Raw genomic sequence first — 18,621 nt, 5'->3', positions numbered from 1 at the left:
GTTGTAACGGGAATCATGCCTGACCACAACGTCACGATTACGTTTAACTATACGGAAATTGAAAAACCGACGGATAAATACGAGGTAACTATTGAGCATAAAGCAGGCGGCAAGACGCTTGCAACTCACACGGAATCTTATGCTCAAGGAGCCGAGGTAACGTTTGTAAGTCAGGAGTTCGAAGGCTATCAGTTTGCCGGAGCTACCGTAAGCCCAGACAGCGGTTTGACAGTTGACGGCGGGGTTGTAACGGGAATCATGCCTGACCACAACGTCACGATTACGTTTAACTATACGGAAATTGAAAAACCGACGGATAAATACGAGGTAACTATTGAGCATAAAGCAGGCGGCAAGACGCTTGCAACTCACACGGAATCTTATGCTCAAGGAGCCGAGGTAACGTTTGTAAGTCAGGAGTTCGAAGGCTATCAGTTTGCCGGAGCTACCGTAAGCCCAGACAGCGGTTTGACAGTTGACGGCGGGGTTGTAACGGGAATCATGCCTGACCACAACGTCACGATTACGTTTAACTACACCAAAAACTTGGTCCATTCCGTAACGGTGAAATACTTGGAAAAGGGCTCGAATAAGCAACTTGCTAATCCAAAGGTAGTTAAGGGAGAAGGTCCAACATTAACCCTTAAACCTGAGACGGTAGCGGGTTATACGTCTGAACTAGCCGAGTACAACTATCAGTTCACGACTAAAGATGATCAAGAATATGTTTTCTATTACACAGCCAACTCTGTGCCTAACCCGAATCCGGGTAGCGGAAGCGGCGATGGAAACGGCAACGGAGGCGGTGGTGGAGATAATTCAAATCCGCCAAGCAATCCGGGATCGTCTTCGGGCAATTCCGGCAGCGTAACACCGCTGCCACCGGCACCGCCTGTTGTGCCGCCGTTGCCGCCTGCGCCTCCGAAGCTGGATACGGCCAACCATTTCAACTACATCAACGGGTATCCGGACGGCATGGTCAAACCGGAAAACAACATCAGCCGCGAAGAGGTTGCGGCCATCTTCTACCGGCTGATGGATGACGCAACGCGCAGCGATTACATGAAGAGCACCAGCTCTTACAAAGACGTGGCTGCTACGCGTTGGTCCAGCAAAAACATCGCTACGATGGAAAATGCAGGCATCATTACCGGCTATCCGGACGGAACCTTCAAACCGGGCCGTGCGATCACGAGAGCCGAGTTTGCGGCAATTGCCTCCAGATTCGACGATTTGGATCAGCAGGAAAATACGATGTTCTCCGATATCAAAGGCCATTGGGCCGAGAAGTATATCGTATCTGCCGCCAACAAAGGCTGGATCAAGGGTTATCCGGACGGCACGTTTAAGCCGAATCAATACATTACCCGTGCGGAAGCAATGGCGTTCATCAACAGCGTATTGAACCGCAAGGTGAAAGTTGAAGGCATTCATAAGGATGCAAAAGCATGGCCGGATAATACGCTGAACAAATGGTATTACGCCGACGTGCTCGAAGCGACGAACAATCATGATTACAGCAGAAATGCCGATGGCGCTGAAACTTGGGAACAAGTTAAGCCCGATCGCGTATATCCTTAAGTTAGATCCAACGAGAAAGACCCCTCGCCTGAGGGGTCTTTCTTTTATTGGTTAAACAATTTGTCCAAATATTGATACGTTAACGGGGCATTTGCTTTGAGTTCGCTCCGCGTATTTTCGTTGTATACGTACAAGCTGGCCGCTTCCGCAAAGTATTCTTCGGTATAAGCCGAAAAGTAGCCGTCGTTGCCGAATTCGGAAGCAGCTTCTTGGTTAAAGATGCGTTTGAATTCAGCGCTTTGACTGGCATTGCCGAACACGAAACGGTCCACGGCATGTATGGTTTCATGAATTTCGAGATTAAACGAATTATGGCCTTCGCCTTTTTTGCTGTAGCCGATCCGGACGACGACGTTTTTCTCGCTGACGCCGGGCACGTCATCCCAAGTTAATCCCGTTCCTTCCCAGCCTCTTGGGGTTTTCCCTTTCAAATAGCTGAGCTCGGGTATGTTTGTGATGACGTCGTTTGTCAAAATGACTTTGACCCCTTTATCATTCAAAGCTTTAAGGACGGGAGCTGGAATTCTCTCCAGGCGGCCCATCATGGCTTTGGCTTCTTTTGCGTTATAATTGCCCGTCGGCAAGACCACTAACTGCTGGATGACCGATTCTTGCGCATGGGCCTCGGTTTTTGGAAACGCGCCGACCAACGTGAAAACAATAAGCAGAGCGAGTATTTGCTTTGTCCATTTCATCCCGATCATTCCTCCAAAGCCTGCTACAGGAGCGAGGCTTTCATATTGGTAGCTGGCTAGCGTGGCGACGATCATGCAATCGCGTTAGCTCCTATAGCTTTGCGCCCCCATTTTTCAATGGGTTTGCCTTTGTCAATAACAGAGTCGAACTTTGTAACCGCAGGGCGCCATCAAGCGCCAAAAAGCCCTTCTTACCGAAATAAGAAGGGCTATGCATCATAAATAACGCAGTCTTATGTCGGCAACTGGCTGGCATGGCGAAAAATCGCGTTAGCCCCTGTAGCTTTGCGTCCCCATTTTTCAATAGGTTTGCCTTTATCATTTTTTTAGGATGGAAAATAAATCTATAATCTACCATTATATTAAGTCTGCTCGATTTAATAGTCAAGAAAAAAGTCTAATTCGCTAGAACTATGGATCATTGTAGCGAGTAGACCCTTTTTCCCGGTATGCATGGCGAAATATGGCGGATATCGTGCCGTTGGACCGACGGATCGGCAACAAGCCTTTATCCGTCCGGGAACGCAGGTTATGGACGTTGCTGCTCGGCCTTGCCGATTGGAACTTCGTGCAGGGATGGGACGGGATCAAGTGGGTCGGCCTAAATAACTTCCAAAGGTCGCTTATTTTGTTCCCTACATTTCAATGACCGTCGCGGTCGTACGGCAGGCGTTGTTCCAGCCTTCCTACGGATCGATCAACGAGCTGCTGAAATCGATCGGCATCGCGCGGCCAGCGGGATGTTGCTGCTCGCAGGCCTGTCGGGGGAGACGGAGGCGCCCGTCTACCGGAAACCGGCGATACGGATGCTGGAGTCGCTCTACCGGAATTACGGCACATGGGACGATCCGGAGGAAGAAGGGTTGATTCTGCATGGCGCGGGCAACCTGCCGCAGGGGCAAAACATCGGCGTGCCGCTGATCTGCGGCCACTATTTTTGCGTGGAAGGCTTGGCGCGCCTTCGGAATAAGGGTCCACATTTTATTAGGAGTAAGGAGCATGGGGGAGCGGGCGAAAGTGCCTGCTCCCTTTCTTTAGGTTTCTTAAGTTTTCCTTTACCAACGTTTATTTTTCGTTTCAAAACGCTTAATTTCCCCTCCCTATAATAAAAACATCTTAAGCGGGCGGAACGGCGAAGGCCTGATGTCCGGAAGCGATGAACGGGGGAGAACTTGATGAAATTAACGCGGAAAACGACGGTCGCGGTATTATTCGGCGGCTGTTCGACGGAATATGGCGTATCGCTGCAGTCTGCGGCTTCGGTGATCGATCATTTGGACAGGGACAAGTACGACTTGGTGCTTGTGGGGATTACGCAAGAAGGCGTGTGGCTCCGGTACGGCGGCGGCACGGACGACATCCGGGAGGACCGCTGGCAGCAGCATTCCAGCTGCATTCCGGCATTTTTGCCGCCAAGCCGGGACATGGCCGGGCTGGTGGAGCTGGTCGGCACGGAATACCGTGTGACGCCGGTCGATGCCGTGTTTCCGGTGCTGCATGGCAAAAACGGCGAAGACGGCACGGTGCAGGGCTTGCTGGAGCTGTCGGGCATTCCGTTTGTCGGCTGCGATACGTTGTCTTCGGCGGTATGCATGGACAAGTCCATCGCAAGCAAGCTGGTGAAGCTGGCCGGCGTGGATACGGCGGAGTCGATCGTCGTTCATGCCGGGGATGATCTCTACGGCGCGGTCAAAAAGGCCGAGCCTCTGGGGTTCCCGCTGTACGTGAAGCCGGCCCGTTCCGGCTCCTCCTTCGGCATCGCCAAAGCTTACGACAAGCTGGAGCTGATGGAAGGCATAAGGTCCGCCTTGTTGCATGACGATAAGGTGGTCATCGAGCACAGCGTCTCCGGTTTCGAGGTCGGCTGCGCCGTGCTTGGGCATGCGGCCGATCCCTTGATTGCCGAAATCGACGAAATCGAGCTGCGCGGCGAATTTTTCGACTATGACGAGAAATATTCCCTTGCGACGTCCACGATCCATCTGCCTGCCCGAATTTCGGAGGATGCGGCGGCCAGCATCAAAGAGGCGGCCAAGCTTATTTACCGCACGTTGGGCTGCACGGGCCTGGCCCGGGTGGACATGTTTGTCTGCCCGGACGGCCGCATCGTGTTTAACGAAGTCAACACCATGCCGGGATTTACGGCGGCCAGCCGGTACCCGAACATGATGCGCGCAAGCGATATCGGCTACCCGGAGCTGATGGAACGTCTGATCCAGCTTGCGTTATCCAAGGAGGCAAGATCATGATGGTTAAGCGAGCGATACGTCTGCAACCGAAAATGGTCCATCGCGGACCTTTAGTGCTGGTGAACAGGGAACATCCGCTGCAGCATTCGATCCACTCCAGTTATTTGGCTTCCGTTGAGGGCATCGCCCGGGCAAGCACGGAAGAAGCCTGCATGCGCCTCGAGCGGACATGTCTGCGGCAGCTGAAGGCATTGCTTGCGGTCTGCGGCGGCGCAGAGGCCATTGGCATCGTCAGCGGTTACCGGACGCGGATGGAGCAGCAGCGCATTTATGACCGGTCTTACGCAGCCAACGGGCCGATTTTTACGGCCAGCTATGTCGCGCGGCCGGGCGAAAGCGAGCACCAGACCGGACTTGCCGTCGACGTCGGGGAAATGGATGCGGGCGTGGATTACATCTGCCCGTCGTTTCCGGAGGACGGCGTATTCGCGGAATTCCGCCGCAGAGCCGCGGAGTTTGGTTTTATCCAGCGATACCGGGAAGGGAAAGAGCATCTCACCCATATCGCCTGCGAGCCGTGGCATTTTCGCTACGTCGGCGTGCCTCATGCGATTATCATGGACCAATACGGGATGTGCCTTGAGGAGTATACCGAATATATGCGGCAGTTTAGGCCTGACGGACCGCATCTCTTCAAGAAGCACAAGGACCATTTGATCGAGATGTTCGCCGTGGAGGTCGGGGAGGAAGGAACCGAGATTGCCGTCCGCACGGAGCCGGGTGCGAAAGTGGAGATCTCAGGCAACAACGTCAATGGATGCGTCGTCACGATTTATCATGAATGCAAGGGGCCAGGAGGCGCGGCCGGTCCGGAACATGGAACAAGCCTGGGGTTCGGGAAGGAGCAAGCCGTCCGATGAAGACTTCGGCTCTTATGGACCGGCTGCTGATGCTGCTTTTTCCGATGGCGGGAAAAAAAGAAGCCCCAAGCCGCGGCGACCGCGCTTGGGCGGAGATCAACCTGACCCATCTGAGGCATAACGCGGCGGAGCTGAAGCGGGTGCTGCCGCCGCAATCCCGGATCATGGCCGTCGTCAAGGCGAATGCTTACGGGCATGGAAGCCTTGAGGCCGCGCGGGAGCTGAGCCGGGAAGGCATTGCCCACTTTGCCGTCGCCGAGATCGGGGAAGGGATCGCCCTGCGCAAACATGGCATACGCGGCGACATTCTCGTTTTGGGTTACACGTCTCCGGAGAGAGCCCCCGAGCTTGCCCGTTACCGCCTAACCCAAACGATGGTCAGCAGGGAATACGGCGAGGCGCTGAATGCGTATGGAGTGAAGCTGAACGTGCACGTCAAAATCGATACCGGCATGAACCGTTTGGGCGTGCCGTATCATGACCCGGATTCGATCATGGCATGTTACCGGTTTTCGCGCCTGAACGTAACGGGGACGTTCAGCCATCTGTCCATGTCGGACAGTTTGGGGCAGGCCGAGACCCGTTTTACGCAGCAGCAGCTGGACCGTTTTGAACTGGCGATCGGGCAACTGAGGGAGGCGGGAATCGATCCCGGACTTGCGCATATCCAGAGCAGCTACGGCATCCTGAATTACCCGGAGGTGAGCTGCGACCTGGTCCGTCCCGGCATCGCGCTGTACGGACTGCTGAGCCGCGAGGGAGACGAGGTGCGGACGAAGGCCGATTTGCGGCCCGTTCTTTCCTTAAGGTCGGTTGTGACTCAAGTGAAAGAGGTAAAAGCCGGCGATCCGGTGGGATACGGACGGAACTTTATTCCTTCCCGCGACCTTCGGATCGCGACCGTGTCTATCGGCTATGCCGACGGGATTCCGAGGTCGCTTTCCGAACATGGCGGGTACGTGCTCATTCGCGGGCAGCGGGCGCGCATCGTCGGCAGCATCTGCATGGATCAGCTGACCGTCAACGTGACCTCCATCGCCGGCGTCCGGCAGGGCGATCCGGTCACGCTCATCGGACAAGACGGGGCGGAGACGATCACGGCCGGCCAAATCGCCGCGCGGTGCGGCACCGTGGCGAACGAGATTCTAAGCCGCTTGGGGAGCCGGTTGGAGCGGGTCTATCGATACGATTAAGATGGGCCGACATGTTTCTTTTCTTTTTTAGTTAGGGTTCGATATGAAAACAAAAACGGATCTTTCCTTGTCGCATCCGGCAGGGGAAAGGTCCGTTTTGTTGTAATGTGTGCATATTTCGCCTTTTCATGAAGGGCTGGAGAATCCGCATCCTTTACGCCGGTGTTTTTGATCGCTCTTGCCATGGAACCTTTTTGTCTACCTTTAATTCCATGAAGTTCGGCCTAAACGTTGCCCTATGAAAGAAGACGAAAGATCGGTTAGAGGTTTTGCTGAATGAAAGATCGAAGTAATTAGCAATCGCTTGAATACAAGGGGTCATATAAATCGGTTTCTTGGAATGAAATGATTAGTGGTTTAATCGACCTAAAGAAAGGAGAGGGCTTAAGATTTTTAAGATCGGTACATTTTCTAAATTAAGCCGGGTATCTGTTAAAACATTGCGTTATTACGATCAGCGGGGATTGTTGCAACCGGATACGATCGACCCAAATTCCGGCTATCGATATTATTCAGCGGAACAACTGTTAGTCGTGCAAAGAATCATCGATTTAAAGAACCGGGGGTTTACGCTGGAAGAGATCAAGTCCCTATTGGCTGAAGATGTTTCGCCGGCGGAAGTGAAAAAATCTTTGACGGCCAAGCAGCTGGAACTGCAGCAATTCATCGAGGAGGCACAAAGTCGGTTGAAGGAGATCAATTCGGGGCTGGAGCGTATTCGAGATTTAGACGACCCTTCCCCGGCCGTCCCGATCGTCATTCGAAACGTAAAATCCCAGCTTGTCGCATCCATTCGCGATACGATCCCGCGCTCGCACTTATGTCTCCTTTTGGATGAAATTAAACAATATGTGCGTGAGCATCAGGAGGATGACAACCGCTCTTTAACCGTTCAATGGCATAACAACGACTACGAAGAGGATTTGATCGATGTGGAAGTCGCTTTGCCCGTTGCAAAGCCTATTCCGGGAAGTGACAGGGTGAACGTTCAATTTTGGCCGGAATTAAAACAAGCTGCCTCGTTGGTTCATTGGTGCGACCCGTATCATTCTTCCTGTTCGGCATTGGCTGAGCTTGCGACATGGATATCGTCCAACGGATATCGGCCAAGCGAAGCCAAACCGATCCGGGAAATATATTTGACGGCAGATCAAGATCTGTATGGGAAACTCCGGAGGGCTGAATTGCTCATTCCGATTGAAAAAATATAAAAAGACGAATCTTTCATTGTTCCGTGCAAAAGGAATGATGAAAGATTTTTTTTTGGACGTGTTGACTCTCCCCTATGGTGGAGGGTGTAGATTGTCATTAATCAAACAATAAGGAGTGGTACAAATGAAACGTTTGGAAGGAAAAGTTGCATTAGTCACCGGAGGAAGCCGGGGCATTGGCCGGGGCATCGCGCTGCGGCTGGCAGAAGATGGGGCTCTGGTTGCGGTCCATTACGGCAATCGCTTTGCTGCAGCGGAGGAAGTGGTTAGTACCATCGAAGCAAACGGGGGGCAAGCATTTGCTGTGGGCGCAAACCTGAACTCCGTTGCAGGCGTTCAAGAATTGCTTCAATCGCTGGATGAGCAGCTTGTAGAGCGAACAGGCAGTCATCATTTTGATATTTTGGTCAACAATGCCGGCATCGGTACTTCAAAAAATCTTGAAGAAACAACGGAAGAATCTTTTGACGAAGTATTTGCCGTTAACGTCAAAGCCCCGTTTTTTCTCGTACAGAAATCGTTGTCCCGTCTACGTGATGAAGGACGGATCATTAACATATCCTCCGGAGTGACTAAAATTGCTATGCCGGAATTGATGGCTTATAACCTGACTAAAGGAGCAATCAATACGTTCACTTTTCAACTGGCAAAGCTGCTTGGATCACGGGGCATCACAGTCAATGCGGTTCTTCCCGGTATCGTTGATACGGATGTTAACGCATCCTGGCTGTATACTCCGGAAGGACAACGGTATGCAACGGAAATATCTGCACTGGGGCGCATTGGGGAGCCCTCGGACATTGCCGACATTGTTGCGTTCCTTGCATCCGCCGACGGGCGATGGGTTACGGGCCAGATGATCGATGCTACGGGCGGATCCCATCTATGATCTAAATTTTGCTGAAGCCTATAATCCTTTTAAGTAAAAATAAATCCGATTCCTCCGTTGCCTTATGTGGAATCGGATTTTGCTTTTTTCGATGGCGGCTTCTTATGAAAAGCAATCTTTGCATCACTTGGGTGTCGGCATGGACGGCAGCGAAGGCCTCGCTATAAGTTTCAATACCCTCAGACAACTGTGTTGTCCGGAACATCTTATGTTACCACAGCTCCGGAAAACAACACGACGTTATCGCCGATCGTTAAGCCCGGATTAATGACGGCTCTTCCACCGATCCATACATTTTTGACAATTCCCACCGTCTTACCTTTTCTTAGCGCATTCATGCAAGGGTTAGCGCTGCGATCTTAATGTCGTCGAATGAGGAAAGAGCAGACTAGTTCATGGTTGAAGCCACAGGCCGCCAGCGGCCGCGGTATAGGTAAGCAACCGTTACAAATTAGGGTATTCCTTATGTTATATGCACTCAATTCATTGAAGCAGGATAGGAAGAAATTATAGCTTTACCGTCTTTGTATTCTAAAAAGTAGCTAACTTTTAAATTTGAATTATAGCAAATAAATTTACTTCCGGTTGCCCATTTCTGATCTTTCAGGATTGGCTCTCCAGTTGATGAAAACAATGACCAAGTTTGTTTAGCCAGATCCCCTATAAAAAGTTGACTATTGTTAAAAACGGTTACCCAACCCGATGTTTTATCTATATCCTCATTAAAGTATGATTCCAATGTTTTAATCTTATTATTTGTACTAACATTGATGATTCTATAGAATACTTGAGAATCTGCTGGTTTTGGTCGATTAGCACTAGCTAAAACTGGTTGATAGGTATAAGAATTGAAAACCGAAAGTTTGTTATCCAAGAATTTGAATTGGAAATCCGTATTGAAATCTTTGAAAAGAAATTCTTGCTTTGTATATAGATTTATAGTCCTGAGAAAATAGTCGTTTATACCGATCCCCTGCGCAACATATTTAATTGCCAAATTAGGATATTTTTCGAAATCCCAATCCATGACACTTACACTTTCATATCCCTTATCTACAACTTGGGCATTATAAGTAACAGTTGGTTTTTTCCAAGGGTATTCATACAAATGAAAAACATTTTTGGTTTGTACCATAATTCTCTCGTTTACTTTTCCTGTTGGGGCAACCCATTTTAATTTATCACCAGTATCTTTCAAAGGAATTTCAGTTTTTGAAAGTAAACTTCCCTTATAGGAGAATACACTTTTCGTGATTTTTGTAGGACCAGTTTTTCTTAAAAGAACAATTTTTTCCGGATTTTTAATAACTCCTAAATCTAAAATGGGATTTGAGTCATTTGATAAATTGATCGGACTATTTGTTTTAACGTCTACTAGATCAACTTTATTAGAAGCATGATCTAACAAAACTACTGTATTCTCATTGAGTACAAAGACATCGGTCGTATCCATTTGTGGCACCATGACATTTGAGTCAGCAAAAGATTGATTTGAAAATAAAACAATGCCCAATATCATCGAAATTAAAACAGCCATTTTTTTCATGAATTTAGTATCCTCCGCCTTTTAAAATTTATTTTATATACTATAAGCACAAAAACGATGACAATAGTTGCTGAATATGAAAAAAATCCTGCAACTATTTTGTTTGTCCGAGCAGAAAAGGAGCAGCTGTCGAGAGACAACTGCTCCTTTCTAATACTTACTTAATGGGCATATCCACTTCTACTTACAGCAGCTATACCGATTTTCGTCACTTTAGCTAATTAATATTGCCTCTCGTTGCTTGGTTTCGACGGTATTCAGTCCGCAATGACCAGGTTCGTCCCCGTCTTTTTGAATTTGGACAGGTAGCCGCGGTCCACATGCGCATCCGTCACGATCGTGTCGATCCGCTCCAGGGGCGCGATGGCAACCGTGACGTCCTTGCCGAATTTGGTGCTGTCGGCTGCGACGATGACCTCTTTGGAGAGCTCGATCATCTTTTTGCGCGTGACGGCTTCCTCCAGATTATAATCCGAAATGCCCCTTTCGATCGTAATGCCGCTGCAGCAGATAAAGGCTTTTCGCACGTTGAGCTCGTGAAAATTAAAAATGTAATCGAACGCGACGACGGACTGCTCTTCCTTCCGGATTTTGCCCCCGATGATGATCAGCTCGGCATCGGTGTCCATCAGCTCCTGGATGACCGGTATGGAGCAGGTAATGACCGTCAGGTTCTTTTTATCCTTGATGTATTTGGCAATTTGATAGGTCGTCGACCCGCTATCGATATAAATGCAGTCGCCGTCCTCAATCCACTCGCTGCATTTGCGGGCGATTTGCTCTTTTTCTTCCAAATGGTTGACCATCCGCTCGTCCATCGACGATTCCCCGAACCGGTCCGCAAGCTTGATGCCCCCGTAGATTTTTTCGATTTTCCCCCGGCCGGCAAGCAGGTTGATATCCCTCCGGAGCGTATCGACGGAAATGCCCAGCTCCTCGGTCAGCTCCGTTATTTTAAGCACTTTTTTGACGGTTAATAGGTCGAGAATTTTCTTTTGCCTCTCCAGTGGCAGCATCGCTTTCACCCGCTCATCTATGACGTTGGCGTTTCGAACCGAAACAATTCCAGTGTACGTTCAGCCTCCCGGGGATTCAATAGATTTTACATAGATCACCATGTTTTATCGTTAGAGTAGGGATAGAGTTAGTCAAGAGTTATGAAATAGTTATGCATAATTTACGCAAAATTTACACACTCGCGTATTCGGGTTGACATACGATTTTTATACTGGGGTTGTGTTTAAGGAGGTGGGCGGCTTGCTGAAGCTGCAGCATATTGGCAAACAATTCGACGCTAAAACCGTTTTGGACGACATCAGCTTCGAGATCGGCACGGGGGAAATCATGTCGCTCCTCGGCCCGAGCGGAAGCGGGAAAACGACGCTGCTTCACCTGATTCTCGGCTTGACCGGGGCGGACCGCGGCAGCATTCGTTTCGACGACGAGGATTTGACCCGCGTCCCGATGAAAAAGCGCGGCTTCAACATCGTGTTTCAGGATTACGCCCTGTTTCCGAACCTGAATGCCTACGACAACATCCTATACGGATTGCGCAATAAAAAAGGACGCGTGAACGCTGCGGAGGTTCAGGAATATATCGACTTTTTGGAGTTGACTCCGCATTTGAACAAAAATATCGGCGAGCTGTCCGGCGGGCAAAAACAGCGGGTGGCTCTGGCGAGAACGCTCGTCACGAAACCGAGGCTGCTGCTGCTCGACGAGCCGCTCAGCGCGCTGGACGGGGTGATCAAGGAATCGATCAAGCAGCGGATCCAATCGATCGCGAGGGAATTCAAGCTGACGACGGTAATCGTGACCCATGATCCTGAGGAAGCCTTAACGATGTCCGACAAGATCCTGATCATCAACCAGGGCCGAATCGCCCAGTTCGGCACGCCCCAGGACATCATCGATCGGCCGGCCGACGACTTCGTCGAGCAGTTCATCATTAAGCAGCTGAGCATCAAACGGCAAAACATTTTGAACCTGTTCGGTGAGATGTATGCATAAAGTCAAACCGGAAATGCGCGTCGTCTTTATGCTGCTGATGCTCTTTTTCGCCGGGCTTTTGTTCCTGCCGCTGCTCGTTTTGCTGATTCGTTCCCTGGAAACGGGCGAAGGTTTTTCGTTTGCGAACTACGCGGCGGTCTGGGAAGGAAGGAAGCTGATCGAGGCGGTCCTGAACAGCGTCAAGGTGTCGGCGGCCGCGGCCGTCATCGCCACGGTGCTCGGATTCATTTTAGCGTATTCCATTCACTGCACCCGGATCTTTCGCCCGATCAAAGGCATTCTGAAAACGGCCGTCCTCGTGCCGATGCTGCTGCCGACGATCACCTACGGATTCGCCATCATGTACTCGTTGGGCAACCAAGGGCTGATCACGAAGCTGATCGGGCGCAATCTGTTCGAAATATACGGCTTTAACGGCCTGCTGACGGGATATGTCATCTACACGCTGCCGCCGGCTTTTCTGCTGATCCATAACGCTTTCGGTTATATCGACAAAAAGTTCATCATCGTGTCCAAGCTGATGGGCGACGGGACGGCAAGAAGCTTTTTTCACGCGGTGCTGCGGCCGCTCGCGGGCGCGCTGGGCGGGGCGTTCGTGCTCGCTTTTATCCTCAGCTTCACGGATTTCGGCATTCCTGCTTCGGTGGGCGGAACGTATCCGGTCATCGCGGCGCAGCTGTACCAGGTGATGCTCGGCTCCATCCCGGATTTCAACCAGGGGGCGGTCATCGCCGTCGTGATGCTGGTTCCGGCCGCGTTCGGGATCTGGCTGCTGCGGTACCTGGACAAGCTCAATTTCCATTACGACAAAATCTCGGCCATTGAGCTGCCGAAGCACCGGGTCCGGGATACGGGACTGGGCGTTCTGTCGTCCGTGATCGTGACCGGCATGCTTTCCGTTTTTGCGGTCATGTTCGCGGCGCCGTTCATGAACGGCTTTCCTTACGATACGGCTTTTACGCTTAAGCAAGTCACCGGCGTATTCGCGTCCGGCGATTTGACGGGCGTATACAAAAATTCGCTTTGGGTCGCGCTGCTCACGTCGCTGCTGGGGACGCTGGCCGCATACGGAGCCGCGCTGCTGAACGTGCGCACCAAGCTTAAGGGGAAAGCCGCGACCGATGTCGTGTCGATGGTCACCAATACGGTGCCGGGAATGGTGCTCGGGATCGCGTACCTGCTTTTGTTTAACGGGAGCAGCCTGAAGGGGACGTTCGCCATCCTCGTGCTGTGCAACATCGTGCACCTGTTTACGACGCCGTATTTAATGGCCAAAAACGCCCTGTCCAAGATGAATCCGTCCTGGGAAACGACGGGCGAGCTGCTCGGGGACAGCTGGTTCAAGACGGTGTACCGGGTGGTGCTGCCGAACTCGGCGTCCGCGATCATCGAAATGTTCGCTTATTATTTCGTCAATTCGATGGTGACGATCAGCGGGATCATCTTCCTGGTGTCGGCGCAAACCTCGGTCGTGGCGAGCAAAATCAAGGAGCTGCAGCATTTCGCCAAGTTCAACGAGATTTTCGTGCTGTCGCTGCTGATCTTTTTCACCAATCTGGTGGTTAAGGTCGCGTGCGATTGGATGCAGCGGAGGAGGGCGGTGCGCTAATACTTTTCCGTACATGGAGCGACCGCTTCGCGTGGAGCCCTTTAAGTAGATACCCAAGCCAGGCAACCCGTAGCGGCCTTACTATCTCGTAGCGGTTTCCACCGCAACAACTATACCATTATTAAAAGCGAGGGATTTACGACATGTCCAAAACATTCAAAAGTATGCTGCTTACGCTATTCGCCATCGGCTTCGTGCTTGCCATGACGGGCTGCGGCAGCGGCAAAGCAGAAGAAGCAAAAAAGGTCGTCATTTACACGAACGCGGACGAAGAGGCCGTCGCCTCCATGGAAACCGCGCTGAAAAACGCCGGGTATGACGGCAAATACGTGCTGCAATCGCTCGGCACCTCGGAGCTCGGCGGCAAGCTGATGGCCGAAGGCGGAAAAATCGAAGCCGATCTGATCACGATGAGCTCCTATTTTATTGAAAGCTCGCAAAGCCAGTATTCTATGTACAAAGATCTGTCGTTTACGACGGATGCGCTGGAATCATACCCGTCCTATTATACGCCGATATTGGCCAACACCGGTTCGATTTTCGTCAATACCGAAGTGCTGAAGCAAAAAGGTTTGCCGATGCCGGCGTCGATCAAAGACCTGACGAAGCCCGAATTCAAAGGCCTTGTCTCGATCCCGAACATTATGGATTCCTCGACCGGCTGGCTGCTCGTTCAAGCGGTCATTAGCCAATACGGCCAGGAAGAAGGCAAAACGGTGCTCCATGACCTGATCGCAAACGTTGGCCCGCACCTGGAAAGCTCCGGCTCCGGTCCAATCAAAAAGGTGCAGGCGGGAGAAGTCGCGGCAGGCTTCGGCTTGCGCCACCAGGCCGTCAAAGCGAAAGCGTCCGGCGCGCCGATCGACTACTTGGACCCTGCTGAGGGCAACTTTTCGCTCACCGAATCCGTGGCGGTCGTGGACAAGAAAAATGCCGTGACGGACCTGGCGATGAAAATGGCGGAAACGATCATCAAAGACGCCCGGAAGGATCTGATCACCAATTATCCGGTGGCGCTGTACAAAGGCGAGACGGTGGAAAACGTCAACCAGCCTGCGCATCCGATGAAATTCGTCGAACCGCTGACCGTCGAGCTGCTCAAGAAACATCAGCAATTTTTTGAGGCAGCCCAATAGGCTGCAACCGATGCCTGAAATTCAAACCGAACAAGGGAGCCAAACAAAATGAACAATTACAAGCTGTTAACCCCGGGACCGCTCACCACGACCGCCGCGGTGAAGGAAGAGATGCTGTTTGACCGCTGCACGTGGGACGACGACTATAAATCGATTACGCAAAAAATCCGGTCGCAGCTGCTGTCGCTTGCGGGAGCAGGCCCGGACGAATATACCGCCGTGCTGATGCAGGGCAGCGGCACGTTTGCGGTAGAGTCCGTGATGACCTCGGCCGTGTCCGACGACGACAAGGTGCTGATCGTGACCAACGGGGCGTATGGCGAGCGGATCGTCCAGATGGCCGAATATATCGGCCTGAACTACACGCCGTACCGGGTCCGTTATGATGCGCAGCCGGAGGAAGCGGAGCTTCGGGCTGTGCTGGCGGCGGATCCGGACATCACGCATATCGCGATGGTCCACTGCGAAACGACGACGGGCATTTTGAACCCGCTGGAGACGGTGGCGAAGCTGTCCAAAGAATACGGAAAAACCCTTATTATCGACGCGATGAGCAGCTTCGGCGGCATCGGCATCGACGTGGCGGGGCTGGGCATCGACTATCTGATCAGCAGCGCCAACAAATGCATCCAAGGCGTGCCGGGCTTCGGATTCGTCATCGCCAAGCTGGATAAACTGAAAGGCTGCCAAGGCGTCGCGCGGAGTTTGTCCCTGGATTTATACGATCAATGGAAAGGGATGGACAAGGACGGCAAATGGCGGTTTACTTCCCCTACCCACGTCGTGGCGGCTTTTTCGAAAGCGCTGGATGAGCTTGTGGAAGAAGGCGGGGTTTCGGCGCGGGAGGCGCGTTATCGCGAAAATAACCGTTTGCTTCGCCAAAAGCTTGCGGAGATCGGCATTCCGGCCTATATTTCGGAAGAGAAGCAGTCGCCGATCATCACGACCTTTTTATTCCCGGACGAGGGCTTTAACTTCGAAGACTTTTATGCCTATGTAAAGGAACGGGGATACGTGATTTACCCGGGCAAACTGACGGACGCCGATACGTTCCGGATCGGCAATATCGGCGAGATTTATCCGGAAGACATCGAACGGTTATGCGGCATCATCAGCGAATATATGGGAGGAACGGGACGATGAACAACATCGAAGGCGTTATTTTGGACTGGGCCGGAACGGCGGTGGATTTCGGTTGTTTCGCGCCGGTGAACGTATTTGTGGATATTTTCAAGAAGGCGGGCATCGAAGTGACGATGGAAGAAGCGCGCGGCCCGATGGGAATGCTAAAAATCGACCATATCCGGGCCATGCTGTCCATGCCGAGGGTGTCGGCGCTGTGGGAAGAGGCTTACGGCAGGGCTTTTAACGAGGAAGATGTAAATCGGCTGTACGCCGAATTCGAACCTGCATTGATGGTGTCCTTATCCGAGTATACGAATCCGATTCCGGGCGTCATCGACACGGTGGAAGGGCTGCGCGCCCAAGGGCTGAAGATCGGTTCGACGACCGGCTACACAAGCTCCATGATGGAGGTGGTCGTCTCGGGCGCCCGCGAAAAAGGATACGGGCCGGATCACGTCGTGACGCCGGACGATACCGGGTCGTACGGAAGGCCGTACCCTTACATGATCTACCGCAATATGGAGCATCTCAAATTGTCCGCGGCTTGGAAGGTCGTCAAGGTAGGCGACACCACTTCCGATATCAAGGAAGGCGTGCAGGCCGGCGTATGGTCGGTCGGGGTGGCCGTCGGCAGCTCGGAAATGGGACTGAGCGAAGAGGAGTACCACGGCTTGGCGGACTCGGAAAAAGAAGCGGCGATCGAAAAAACGCAAAAGGTATTCATGCAGCATGGGGCGGATTTTACGATCCGTACGCTGGCTGAGCTGCCGGCATTGATTGAACGCATCAACGGGCTGCTCGCGGAAGGGAAAAGACCGGGCTGCATGATACCATAAATAACGGACAAAGCCCCGGCCTTCTAATGACGGTCAGGGCTTTGTCCATTATTTTTTTAGATCACATTCATTTATCAAACTTCTCCTTTTACTTATTGTTCTTAATAATAGAGCGCATCATTTTTTGATTGCATTCATTTTAAGGAGCTGAACATGAAATGAATGATAAAGGGAAGAACCGGATTCACGAAGGTCAGGCAACGGAGGATCCTGTATTTGCTCATCAAGCAGCGGAAGAGACGAGATATGTTGACGATCCATTGCTCCCCATGCAGCGGATCGAAGGCGGGGGCGGGCCGAAAAGGGTGCATCTCGACAGCATGCCTGCGCTTGTAAAGTATTTGGGGTACTTTTTCGTTTTTATCGTGCCTGTTTTATTCGTAATCCTGATCATCATCAGTTTTATCAAATAGGACCCTTCCGAAGCTCGCAGCTCCGCGAAAATACAGTGAACAACCCACCGTACGCCGGTGCCCGGCGCGGTGGGTTGTTATTTGCCTCGTTACATCTATTCGAGCATTAGAACGTGTAAGCCGGAACATATAGATCAATCATGCCGTCTCATTGGTTATTGCGAATTGGGCTTCGTATACAGCCCGATATGTTTTCCGTAATTGTTTTTCGCTTTCTTGTTCAGGCCGAGATTGGAGTATAAGGCTTCCATCGCCTGCGTTAAATCCTCTTTGTTCCAATACACGAACGGGCTTTTCCAGTCGCCTTCCACGTTTAGCATGCGGGTCGTGTCGGGCTTCATTTGTTTGAAATTGAAGAGCCACCGCTTCAGCTTTTCCTCCGGAATATCCGTTTTGACGTTATCGCCGATAATATCCAGCATGTCTCCCCACTGGCCGATGCCGTTCAGGGAAGTCAGTTTGTCCAGCATTTGGTTCAGGACCTGCTGCTGGCGTCTGTTGCGGTCAAAATCGGAAGAAGGCCCGGTGCCGTCATTGGATTTGCGGTATCTGACGAAGTCGAGCGTTTGCTGTCCGTCGAGATGCTGCAGCCCTTTGGTCAGGTTGATATGCGTCCCGTCCGCGTTATCGATATACCGCATATCCATGTCGACGTCGATCTCGAGTCCGCCAACGGCGTCCACCGCCTGACGGAACCCGTCAAAATTGATGAGCACCATATAATCGATCGGGATCTGCAGCAGCTCCCCGAATAATTGCTTGGTTTCGGCCATCGCGGTCGTTTTGTCCTGGATGTAGTGGTGGGCGTAAAAGTAGTTTGCTTTATGGCTTGTTTGTCCGGCAGGCGTAATTTTTAAGTCGCGCGGGATCGAGAGCAGGCTGGCCGATTTGGTCTTCGGGTTCAGCGTCGCGATCATCATGACGTCGGTGTTCATCGTTCCGCCGCTGCCCTCGCGGTTGTCGACGCCCGCAAGCAGGAACGTCACCGGCTTCATGTCTTCTTCGCCGATGCTTTCGATTTCGGCTTTGGGTACCTGATGCGAAACTTCCTGCTGCTGCGGGGCCTGGTATTCGGCGGCGGAAATTTTATGTAAGGCTGACATGGCTTTATGGTGCAATACCCCCGCATAAGCTCCGGCGATCACAATCAACAGTCCGATAACGCTGATACAGCTAAGTATGACAGTACGATAAATGCTTCTTTTTTTCTTGGAACGGGTCATAAATCCTCCAGAATATAGTTGTGGCATGAACGCCCCATCGCCTCC

General features: G+C 51.7%; 19 protein-coding genes, 1 pseudogene and 2 riboswitches. Of the genes and pseudogenes, 14 read left to right on the top strand and 6 right to left on the bottom strand.

The genetic code is table 11. From position 1 onward, the window contains the following. On the top strand, window positions 1-1,581 hold a 1,581-nt coding region (locus AC27KL_RS02880), incomplete at its 5' end, for an S-layer homology domain-containing protein (protein WP_487168753.1). A 44-nt stretch (window positions 1,582-1,625) separates the two neighbouring features. On the opposite strand, the gene AC27KL_RS02875 is transcribed toward AC27KL_RS02880, so the two are convergent. Continuing rightward, on the bottom strand, window positions 1,626-2,276 hold the full coding sequence (locus AC27KL_RS02875) for an anthrax toxin lethal factor-related metalloendopeptidase (RefSeq protein WP_487168752.1): 651 nt from the start codon (window positions 2,274-2,276) through the stop codon (window positions 1,626-1,628). Between the two features lie 44 nt (window positions 2,277-2,320). After that, a riboswitch (cyclic di-GMP riboswitch) is annotated at window positions 2,321-2,414 on the bottom strand. A gap of 99 nt (window positions 2,415-2,513) precedes the next feature. Further along, a riboswitch (cyclic di-GMP riboswitch) is annotated at window positions 2,514-2,600 on the bottom strand. A 151-nt stretch (window positions 2,601-2,751) separates the two neighbouring features. Between AC27KL_RS02875 and AC27KL_RS02870 the strand changes: the two genes are divergently transcribed. From AC27KL_RS02870 to vanT, 5 genes are all read left to right on the top strand, one after another. Further along, complete coding sequence (locus AC27KL_RS02870; RefSeq protein WP_487168751.1) at window positions 2,752-2,925, top strand: hypothetical protein; 174 nt, start codon at window positions 2,752-2,754, stop codon at window positions 2,923-2,925. A 157-nt stretch (window positions 2,926-3,082) separates the two neighbouring features. Further along, a complete protein-coding gene (locus tag AC27KL_RS02865; protein WP_487168750.1) occupies window positions 3,083-3,382 on the top strand; it encodes a hypothetical protein in 300 nt (99 codons plus the stop codon). Window positions 3,383-3,451: 69 nt separating this feature from the next. Beyond that, on the top strand, window positions 3,452-4,525 hold the full coding sequence (gene vanG, locus AC27KL_RS02860) for a D-alanine--D-serine ligase VanG (RefSeq protein WP_487168749.1): 1,074 nt from the start codon (window positions 3,452-3,454) through the stop codon (window positions 4,523-4,525). Beyond that, entirely contained in the window at window positions 4,522-5,385 is an 864-nt protein-coding gene (locus AC27KL_RS02855) for a D-alanyl-D-alanine carboxypeptidase family protein (RefSeq protein ID WP_487168748.1), read from the top strand. The genes vanG and AC27KL_RS02855 overlap by 4 nt, the downstream gene beginning before the upstream one ends. Continuing rightward, window positions 5,382-6,578, top strand: a complete 1,197-nt coding sequence (gene vanT / locus AC27KL_RS02850) for a serine racemase VanT catalytic subunit (protein WP_487168747.1) — start codon at window positions 5,382-5,384, stop codon at window positions 6,576-6,578. Before AC27KL_RS02855 ends, vanT begins: the two co-directional genes overlap by 4 nt. Here vanT and AC27KL_RS02845 read toward each other — a convergent pair. Then, a complete protein-coding gene (locus AC27KL_RS02845; protein ID WP_487168746.1) occupies window positions 6,575-6,763 on the bottom strand; it encodes a hypothetical protein in 189 nt (62 codons plus the stop codon). The genes vanT and AC27KL_RS02845 overlap by 4 nt on opposite strands. A gap of 204 nt (window positions 6,764-6,967) precedes the next feature. Here AC27KL_RS02845 and AC27KL_RS02840 point away from each other — a divergent pair, with 204 nt between their 5' ends. Further along, window positions 6,968-7,789, top strand: a complete 822-nt coding sequence (locus tag AC27KL_RS02840) for a MerR family transcriptional regulator (protein ID WP_487168779.1) — start codon at window positions 6,968-6,970, stop codon at window positions 7,787-7,789. Window positions 7,790-7,913: 124 nt separating this feature from the next. Continuing rightward, a complete protein-coding gene (locus AC27KL_RS02835; protein ID WP_487168745.1) occupies window positions 7,914-8,678 on the top strand; it encodes an SDR family oxidoreductase in 765 nt (254 codons plus the stop codon). 206 nt (window positions 8,679-8,884) lie between these two features. Here AC27KL_RS02835 and AC27KL_RS02830 read toward each other — a convergent pair. From AC27KL_RS02830 to AC27KL_RS02820, 3 genes and pseudogenes are all read right to left on the bottom strand, one after another. Continuing rightward, a pseudogene (locus tag AC27KL_RS02830) lies at window positions 8,885-8,998 on the bottom strand (acetyltransferase); the annotation flags it as partial. A gap of 158 nt (window positions 8,999-9,156) precedes the next feature. Next, complete coding sequence (locus AC27KL_RS02825; RefSeq protein WP_487168744.1) at window positions 9,157-10,224, bottom strand: hypothetical protein; 1,068 nt, start codon at window positions 10,222-10,224, stop codon at window positions 9,157-9,159. Window positions 10,225-10,481: 257 nt separating this feature from the next. Next, window positions 10,482-11,240, bottom strand: a complete 759-nt coding sequence (locus tag AC27KL_RS02820) for a DeoR/GlpR family DNA-binding transcription regulator (protein WP_487168743.1) — start codon at window positions 11,238-11,240, stop codon at window positions 10,482-10,484. A 241-nt stretch (window positions 11,241-11,481) separates the two neighbouring features. On the opposite strand from AC27KL_RS02820, the gene AC27KL_RS02815 reads away from it, so the two are divergent. The 6 genes from AC27KL_RS02815 (at window position 11,482) to AC27KL_RS02790 (ending at window position 17,353) form a co-directional block, all read left to right on the top strand. Beyond that, complete coding sequence (locus tag AC27KL_RS02815; RefSeq protein WP_487168742.1) at window positions 11,482-12,234, top strand: ABC transporter ATP-binding protein; 753 nt, start codon at window positions 11,482-11,484, stop codon at window positions 12,232-12,234. Next, a complete protein-coding gene (locus AC27KL_RS02810) occupies window positions 12,227-13,843 on the top strand; it encodes an ABC transporter permease subunit (RefSeq protein ID WP_487168741.1) in 1,617 nt (538 codons plus the stop codon). Before AC27KL_RS02815 ends, AC27KL_RS02810 begins: the two co-directional genes overlap by 8 nt. A 143-nt stretch (window positions 13,844-13,986) precedes the next feature. Beyond that, window positions 13,987-14,979 carry an extracellular solute-binding protein gene (locus tag AC27KL_RS02805; RefSeq protein WP_487168740.1) on the top strand — a complete coding sequence of 331 codons (993 nt, stop codon included), beginning with the start codon at window positions 13,987-13,989 and terminating at the stop codon, window positions 14,977-14,979. A gap of 48 nt (window positions 14,980-15,027) precedes the next feature. Beyond that, on the top strand, window positions 15,028-16,122 hold the full coding sequence (gene phnW / locus AC27KL_RS02800; RefSeq protein ID WP_212949350.1) for a 2-aminoethylphosphonate--pyruvate transaminase: 1,095 nt from the start codon (window positions 15,028-15,030) through the stop codon (window positions 16,120-16,122). Then, a complete protein-coding gene (gene phnX / locus AC27KL_RS02795) occupies window positions 16,119-16,940 on the top strand; it encodes a phosphonoacetaldehyde hydrolase (RefSeq protein WP_487168739.1) in 822 nt (273 codons plus the stop codon). The genes phnW and phnX overlap by 4 nt, the downstream gene beginning before the upstream one ends. 158 nt (window positions 16,941-17,098) lie before the next feature. After that, entirely contained in the window at window positions 17,099-17,353 is a 255-nt protein-coding gene (locus tag AC27KL_RS02790; protein ID WP_487168738.1) for a hypothetical protein, read from the top strand. 155 nt (window positions 17,354-17,508) lie between these two features. Here AC27KL_RS02790 and AC27KL_RS02785 read toward each other — a convergent pair whose 3' ends face one another. Then, entirely contained in the window at window positions 17,509-18,576 is a 1,068-nt protein-coding gene (locus AC27KL_RS02785) for an LCP family protein (protein ID WP_487168737.1), read from the bottom strand. Between the last annotated feature and the right edge of the window lie 45 nt (window positions 18,577-18,621).

Source organism: Paenibacillus sp. YAE3, assembly GCF_057546105.1.
Note: the sequence above shows the minus strand (reverse complement) of the source record. Positions and strands in the feature narration are given on the sequence as shown.

Excerpts from the sequence above, each read along its gene's own strand:
- AC27KL_RS02875 (WP_487168752.1), bottom strand. The coding sequence starts at position 2,276 with ATGAAATGGACAAAGCAAATACTCGCTCTGCTTATTGTTTTCACGTTG.
- AC27KL_RS02865 (WP_487168750.1), top strand. The coding sequence starts at position 3,083 with ATGCTGGAGTCGCTCTACCGGAATTACGGCACATGGGACGATCCGGAG.
- vanG (WP_487168749.1), top strand. The coding sequence starts at position 3,452 with ATGAAATTAACGCGGAAAACGACGGTCGCGGTATTATTCGGCGGCTGT.
- AC27KL_RS02855 (WP_487168748.1), top strand. The coding sequence starts at position 4,522 with ATGATGGTTAAGCGAGCGATACGTCTGCAACCGAAAATGGTCCATCGC.
- vanT (WP_487168747.1), top strand. The coding sequence starts at position 5,382 with ATGAAGACTTCGGCTCTTATGGACCGGCTGCTGATGCTGCTTTTTCCG.
- AC27KL_RS02845 (WP_487168746.1), bottom strand. The coding sequence starts at position 6,763 with ATGGCAAGAGCGATCAAAAACACCGGCGTAAAGGATGCGGATTCTCCA.
- AC27KL_RS02835 (WP_487168745.1), top strand. The coding sequence starts at position 7,914 with ATGAAACGTTTGGAAGGAAAAGTTGCATTAGTCACCGGAGGAAGCCGG.
- AC27KL_RS02825 (WP_487168744.1), bottom strand. The coding sequence starts at position 10,224 with ATGAAAAAAATGGCTGTTTTAATTTCGATGATATTGGGCATTGTTTTA.
- AC27KL_RS02820 (WP_487168743.1), bottom strand. The coding sequence starts at position 11,240 with ATGCTGCCACTGGAGAGGCAAAAGAAAATTCTCGACCTATTAACCGTC.
- AC27KL_RS02810 (WP_487168741.1), top strand. The coding sequence starts at position 12,227 with ATGCATAAAGTCAAACCGGAAATGCGCGTCGTCTTTATGCTGCTGATG.
- AC27KL_RS02805 (WP_487168740.1), top strand. The coding sequence starts at position 13,987 with ATGTCCAAAACATTCAAAAGTATGCTGCTTACGCTATTCGCCATCGGC.
- phnW (WP_212949350.1), top strand. The coding sequence starts at position 15,028 with ATGAACAATTACAAGCTGTTAACCCCGGGACCGCTCACCACGACCGCC.
- phnX (WP_487168739.1), top strand. The coding sequence starts at position 16,119 with ATGAACAACATCGAAGGCGTTATTTTGGACTGGGCCGGAACGGCGGTG.
- AC27KL_RS02790 (WP_487168738.1), top strand. The coding sequence starts at position 17,099 with ATGAATGATAAAGGGAAGAACCGGATTCACGAAGGTCAGGCAACGGAG.
- AC27KL_RS02785 (WP_487168737.1), bottom strand. The coding sequence starts at position 18,576 with ATGACCCGTTCCAAGAAAAAAAGAAGCATTTATCGTACTGTCATACTT.